Below are 4922 nucleotides of genomic sequence, written 5' to 3'. Positions count from 1 at the left end.
CCCGGGGGCGCCGGGCGCCGCTGGCATACTGGGGCGATGCAGACCTTCACCTCGGACCGTGCCGTGGACCTCGCCGTGCTCGAGCGCAGCGGCTTCGTCGAGTCCCGCCACCGCGGCTCCGCCGTGGTCCTGGACCCGGACGGAGCCGTGGCGGTGGAGCTGGGCGACATCGGCACCCCGATCTTTCCCCGCTCCACGCTCAAGCCGTTCCAGACCATCGCCGCCATGAAGGCCGGCGTCCCGCTGCGCGGGGCCCAGGTGGCGATCGCCTCCGCGTCCCACATCGGCTCCTTCGACCAGCTCGACGCCGTGAGCTCGATCCTGGCGGCCGCGGGCCTGACCGAGGACGCGCTCCAGTGCCCGCCGGACTGGCCGGAGGACGAGGAGGTCCGCACGGAGCTCGTCCGCGCCGGCCGGGGCAGGACCCGGATCTGCATGAACTGCTCCGGCAAGCACGCAGCCTTCCTGTGGGCCTGCACCGAGAACGACTGGCCCACGGACAGCTACCTGGACCCCGAGCACCCCCTGCAGCGAACCGTCGTGGAGACCGTCGAGGAGTTCACCGGCGAGCGCGTGGCCCACGTGGGCGTGGACGGGTGCGGCGCTCCCCTGGCCGCGGTCTCCCTGACCGGCCTGGCGCGGGCGTACTCGACGCTGGGCCGCGCCGCGGGCAACCTCGACGCCGACGCCCGCGCCGCCACCGTGTCCCAGTGCATGCTGGACTACCCCGAGCTCGTGCACGGGCCCGGGAAGTACAACACCGTGGTCATGGAGGAGCTGGACGTCGTGGCCAAGCTCGGCGCGGAGGGCGTGCTCGCCCTCGGCACCCGCACCGGGTGGTCGGTGGCGCTCAAGGTCCTCGACGGCGGCTCCCGCGCCAACGCGCTCATCGGGCTGAGCCTGCTCGCCCGTGCCGGGGCCGTGCCCGCCCCGGCGGCCGCCGCGGTGATCGGCCGGGTGGTGCGCCCGATCATGGGCGGGTCCCGCCCCGTGGGCCGGCTCCGCCTGGCGGAGCCCCTCCTGGAGCTGCTCGGGCCGGAGCTGGTCCGGGCCCTCGGGCAGGACTGAGCCGTGGCCCGCCGCCGTGTCGACCCCGCGGACGGGACGCTGGCGCTGAGCGCCTGGCGCGCGGATCCGGACGGCACCCCGCGCCGGAGCGTGGCCACCGCCGTGCGCTACACCCTGGAGGAGCTCGCCGAGCGGGTGCCCGGCAACAGCGTGGAGGTCCGTGTCCCGCCCTTCGGGGTGACCCAGTGCGTGGCCGGGCCCCGGCACACCCGCGGGACCCCGCCCAACGTCGTCGAGACGGACGCCCGCACGTGGCTCGGCCTGGTCACGGGCGCCGTGACCTGGCCGGAGGCCGTCGCCTCGGGCGCCGCTGTGGCCTCGGGCACACGGACCGATCTCGCGGACGCCCTCCCCCTGTTTCCCCGGTAGCCTTGAGGGCATGAGTTCCACTCCCTCCTCCCCCTCCGCGCGCCCGTCCCCGCGGAAGGTCCCACGGAAGGCCTCGCGCCGGCGCCGCCGGGAGCGGACGGCCGTGCCGCTGGCCGCCTCCGGCAGCCAGCAGATGACCCTGCGCCGGGCGCCGAACATCTGGGCGTTCGTCCTGCTCGGCGGCGTCCTGGGAGCGGTCGTGGGCGTGCTCGTGGGCCTGACGGGCGGGGGCGGGGCCCCGTTCACCGAGGGTGCCGTGACCCTGTTCATGCTCTCCGTGTGCACCGTCCTGGGCCTCGGTGCCGGCGCCGTCGTGGCCCTCGTGCTGGACCGGGTCTCCGTGGCCCGGGCGCGGCCCGTCACCACCGAGGTCGTGGACGCGGACCACCACGGGGGTGCGAACACCGGCGCGGAGCACGGCGGGGACGCCGACGCCCCTGCCGGCGAGCCGGCGGATGATCCCCGGCCCACCGACCCCCGACGCTCGAGAGAAGGCTGATCGACGTGGTTCGCCCTGATGGACAGCTCAGCCACGACCTGCTCCCCGGAGAGAAGGGCCCCCAGGACGCGTGCGGCGTGTTCGGCGTGTGGGCCCCCGGCGAGGAGGTCGCGAAACTGGCCTACTACGGCCTGTACGCCCTGCAGCACCGCGGCCAGGAGTCCGCGGGCATCGCCGCCAGCGACGGTCACCGCATCGCGGTGTACAAGGACATGGGCCTCGTCTCGCAGGTCTTCGACGAGGCGACCCTGACCACCCTGACCGGGCACCTGGCCGTGGGCCACTGCCGGTACTCGACCACGGGCGGGTCCCACTGGGCCAACGCCCAGCCCACGCTGGGCGCCACCCCGCACGGGACCGTGGCGCTCGCACACAACGGCAACCTCACCAACTCGGCGGAGCTGTACGAGAAGCTGATCGACAAGTCCGGCTTCCCTTCCCAGGGAGAGATGGCGCAGGGCAACACCACGGACACGGCGCTGGTCACCGCGCTGCTGGCCGAGCACCCGCACGGCTCCCTCGAGGACGCCGCCATGCACCTGCTCCCCCAGCTCGTGGGCTCCTTCTGCCTGGCCTTCATGGACGAGAACGCCCTCTACGCCGCCCGCGACCCGCAGGGCATCCGCCCGCTGGTCCTCGGCCGGCTGGAGCGCGGCTGGGTGGTGGCCTCCGAGACCGCGGCGCTCGACATCGTGGGCGCATCCCTGGTCCGCGAGATCGAGCCCGGCGAGTTCGTGGTGATCGACGAGCACGGCCTGCGCTCCCAGCGCTTCGCCGAGACGCGCCGCGCCGCGTGCGTGTTCGAGTACGTCTACCTGGCCCGCCCGGACACCACCATCAACGGCCGCTCCGTGTACGAGTCCCGGGTGGAGATGGGCCGCCGGCTCGCCCGGGAGCACGGCATCGACGCAGACCTCGTGATGCCCACCCCCGAGTCCGGGACGCCCGCCGCCATCGGCTACGCCGAGGAGTCCGGCATCCCCTTCGGCAACGGCCTGGTGAAGAACGCCTATGTCGGACGAACGTTCATCCAGCCCTCGGACACCATCCGCCAGCTCGGCATCCGGCTCAAGCTCAACCCGCTGAAGTCCGTGGTGGCGGGCAAGCGGCTCGTGGTCATCGACGACTCGATCGTGCGCGGCAACACCCAGCGCGCCCTCATCCGGATGCTCCGGGAGGCCGGGGCCGCCGAGATCCACGTGCGGATCTCCTCCCCGCCCATCAAGTGGCCGTGCTTCTACGGCATCGACTTCGCCTCCCGCGCGGAGCTGATCGCCAACGGCCTCGGGGTCGAGGAGATCAGGGCCTCCCTGGGGGCCGACTCCCTCGGGTACATCTCCGAGGACGGGATGATCGCGGCCACCCTGCAGGAGCGCTCCGAGCTGTGCACCGCGTGCTTCTCCGGGACGTACCCCACGCGCCTGCCGGACGCCGACAAGCTCGGCAAGAACGTCTTCGAGGCCCGCACGCCCGTGGACTCCTCGCCCCGCCGGGCACCGGGCGGGCCGTCCGTGGCGCAGCGGCCGGAGCACGCCTCCGCCGTGTCCATCGACACCCGCCCCTCGGCCGCCGACGGCGTCTCCCGCCGGCCCGCCGAGCGCACCAGCATCTCCGACGAGGACCCCGGCGTCCAGGAGTCCTCCACGGGCTGCGACCCCGGTCCCGACGCCGACCTCGAGGACCTGATCCTGCCCGAGGACCGGGTCCCCGCCGGGCCCGCCGCTCCGCCGACCCCCCGGCCCGCCACCGGGCCCGGATCCCCGCACGCCGCCCAGCACGAGACCGCGAAGGACGCCTGACATGGCCCAGCCCCCCTCCTCCACGAACCGCACCGTCACCTACGCCAGCGCGGGCGTGGACGTCGAGGCGGGAGACCGCGCCGTCGAGCTCATGAAGAGCGCGGTCAGGGCCACGCACACCCCGCACGTGGTCGGCGGGGTCGGCGGGTTCGCGGGGCTGTTCGACGTCTCGGAGCTGCTCGCCTACCGCAAGCCCTACCTCGCCACCTCGACGGACGGCGTGGGCACCAAGGTCGCGATCGCCCAGACCCTCGACGTGCACGACACCATCGGCTTCGACCTCGTGGGCATGGTCGTCGACGACATCGTCGTGGTGGGCGCCAAGCCCCTGTTCATGACCGACTACATCGCCACGGGCCGCGTGGTGCCCGAGCGCATCGCGGACATCGTGCGCGGCATCGCCGCGGCCTGCGAGCAGGCCGGCACCGCCCTGGTCGGCGGGGAGACCGCCGAGCACCCGGGGCTGCTGCGCCCGGACGAGTACGACGTGGCGGGGGCCGCCACCGGGGTGGTCGAGGCCGACGAGCTGCTGGGCCCGGACCGCGTGCGCGCCGGCGACGTGGTCATCGGCATGGCCTCCTCCGGGCTGCACTCCAACGGGTACTCCCTGGTCCGCAAGGTCATCAACGTGGCCGGGTGGTCGCTGGACCGCCAGGTCTCCGAGCTCGGCCGCACCCTGGGCGAGGAGCTGCTCGAGCCCACCCGCGTCTACGCCGCCGACGTCCTCGACCTCGCCGCCGCCTTCCCCGTCAACGGCCCGGACCGGACCACGGGCCGCGGCGTGCGCGGCTTCAGCCACGTGACCGGCGGCGGCCTCGCCGCGAACCTCGCCCGGGTGCTGCCCGCCGGTCTGGAGGCCACGGTGGACCGCAGCACCTGGGAGCTGCCCGCGATCTTCCAGCTGATCAGCCAGCTCGGCAACGTGCCCCTGCCCGACCTCGAGCGCACCCTCAACCTCGGGGTGGGCATGGTCGCGATCGTCGACCCCGCGGTGGCCGACGACGCCGTCGCCCACCTCACGGCCCGGGGCCTGCCCTCGTGGGTCATGGGCACGGTGGCCGGGATCGACCCGGACGCCGACCACGGCGGACCGGACTGGGTGCAGGGTGCGAAGGGCGTGGACGGCGGCGCGGTGCGCATGGTCGGCACCCACGCGGGCTGACCCGGTCCGGAGGGACCGCCGGAAC

The 4922-nt window shown here is 74.3% G+C and carries 5 protein-coding genes; all 5 read left to right on the top strand.

Annotated elements, in window-relative coordinates:
- Window positions 1–36: 36 nt before the first annotated feature.
- The 5 genes from ACFU0Y_RS17085 to purM are packed head-to-tail and all read left to right on the top strand — an operon-like array spanning window position 37 to window position 4897.
- A complete protein-coding gene (locus ACFU0Y_RS17085) occupies window positions 37–1068 on the top strand; it encodes an asparaginase (RefSeq protein ID WP_380215997.1) in 1032 nt (343 codons plus the stop codon).
- Between the two features lie 3 nt (window positions 1069–1071).
- A complete protein-coding gene (locus ACFU0Y_RS17080) occupies window positions 1072–1437 on the top strand; it encodes a sterol carrier family protein (RefSeq protein WP_380215995.1) in 366 nt (121 codons plus the stop codon).
- Between the two features lie 10 nt (window positions 1438–1447).
- Complete coding sequence (locus ACFU0Y_RS17075) at window positions 1448–1936, top strand: hypothetical protein (RefSeq protein ID WP_380215993.1); 489 nt, start codon at window positions 1448–1450, stop codon at window positions 1934–1936.
- Window positions 1937–1941: 5 nt separating this feature from the next.
- Window positions 1942–3735: an amidophosphoribosyltransferase gene (gene purF, locus ACFU0Y_RS17070; RefSeq protein ID WP_380215991.1), complete on the top strand. Its 1794-nt coding sequence runs from the start codon at window positions 1942–1944 to the stop codon at window positions 3733–3735.
- A gap of 1 nt (window position 3736) precedes the next feature.
- Window positions 3737–4897, top strand: a complete 1161-nt coding sequence (gene purM / locus ACFU0Y_RS17065) for a phosphoribosylformylglycinamidine cyclo-ligase (protein WP_380215989.1) — start codon at window positions 3737–3739, stop codon at window positions 4895–4897.
- Window positions 4898–4922: the final 25 nt, after the last annotated feature.

The organism is Kocuria sp. NPDC057446, from assembly GCF_042802875.1.
Classification (GTDB): domain Bacteria; phylum Actinomycetota; class Actinomycetes; order Actinomycetales; family Micrococcaceae; genus Kocuria.
Note: the sequence above shows the minus strand (reverse complement) of the source record. Positions and strands in the feature narration are given on the sequence as shown.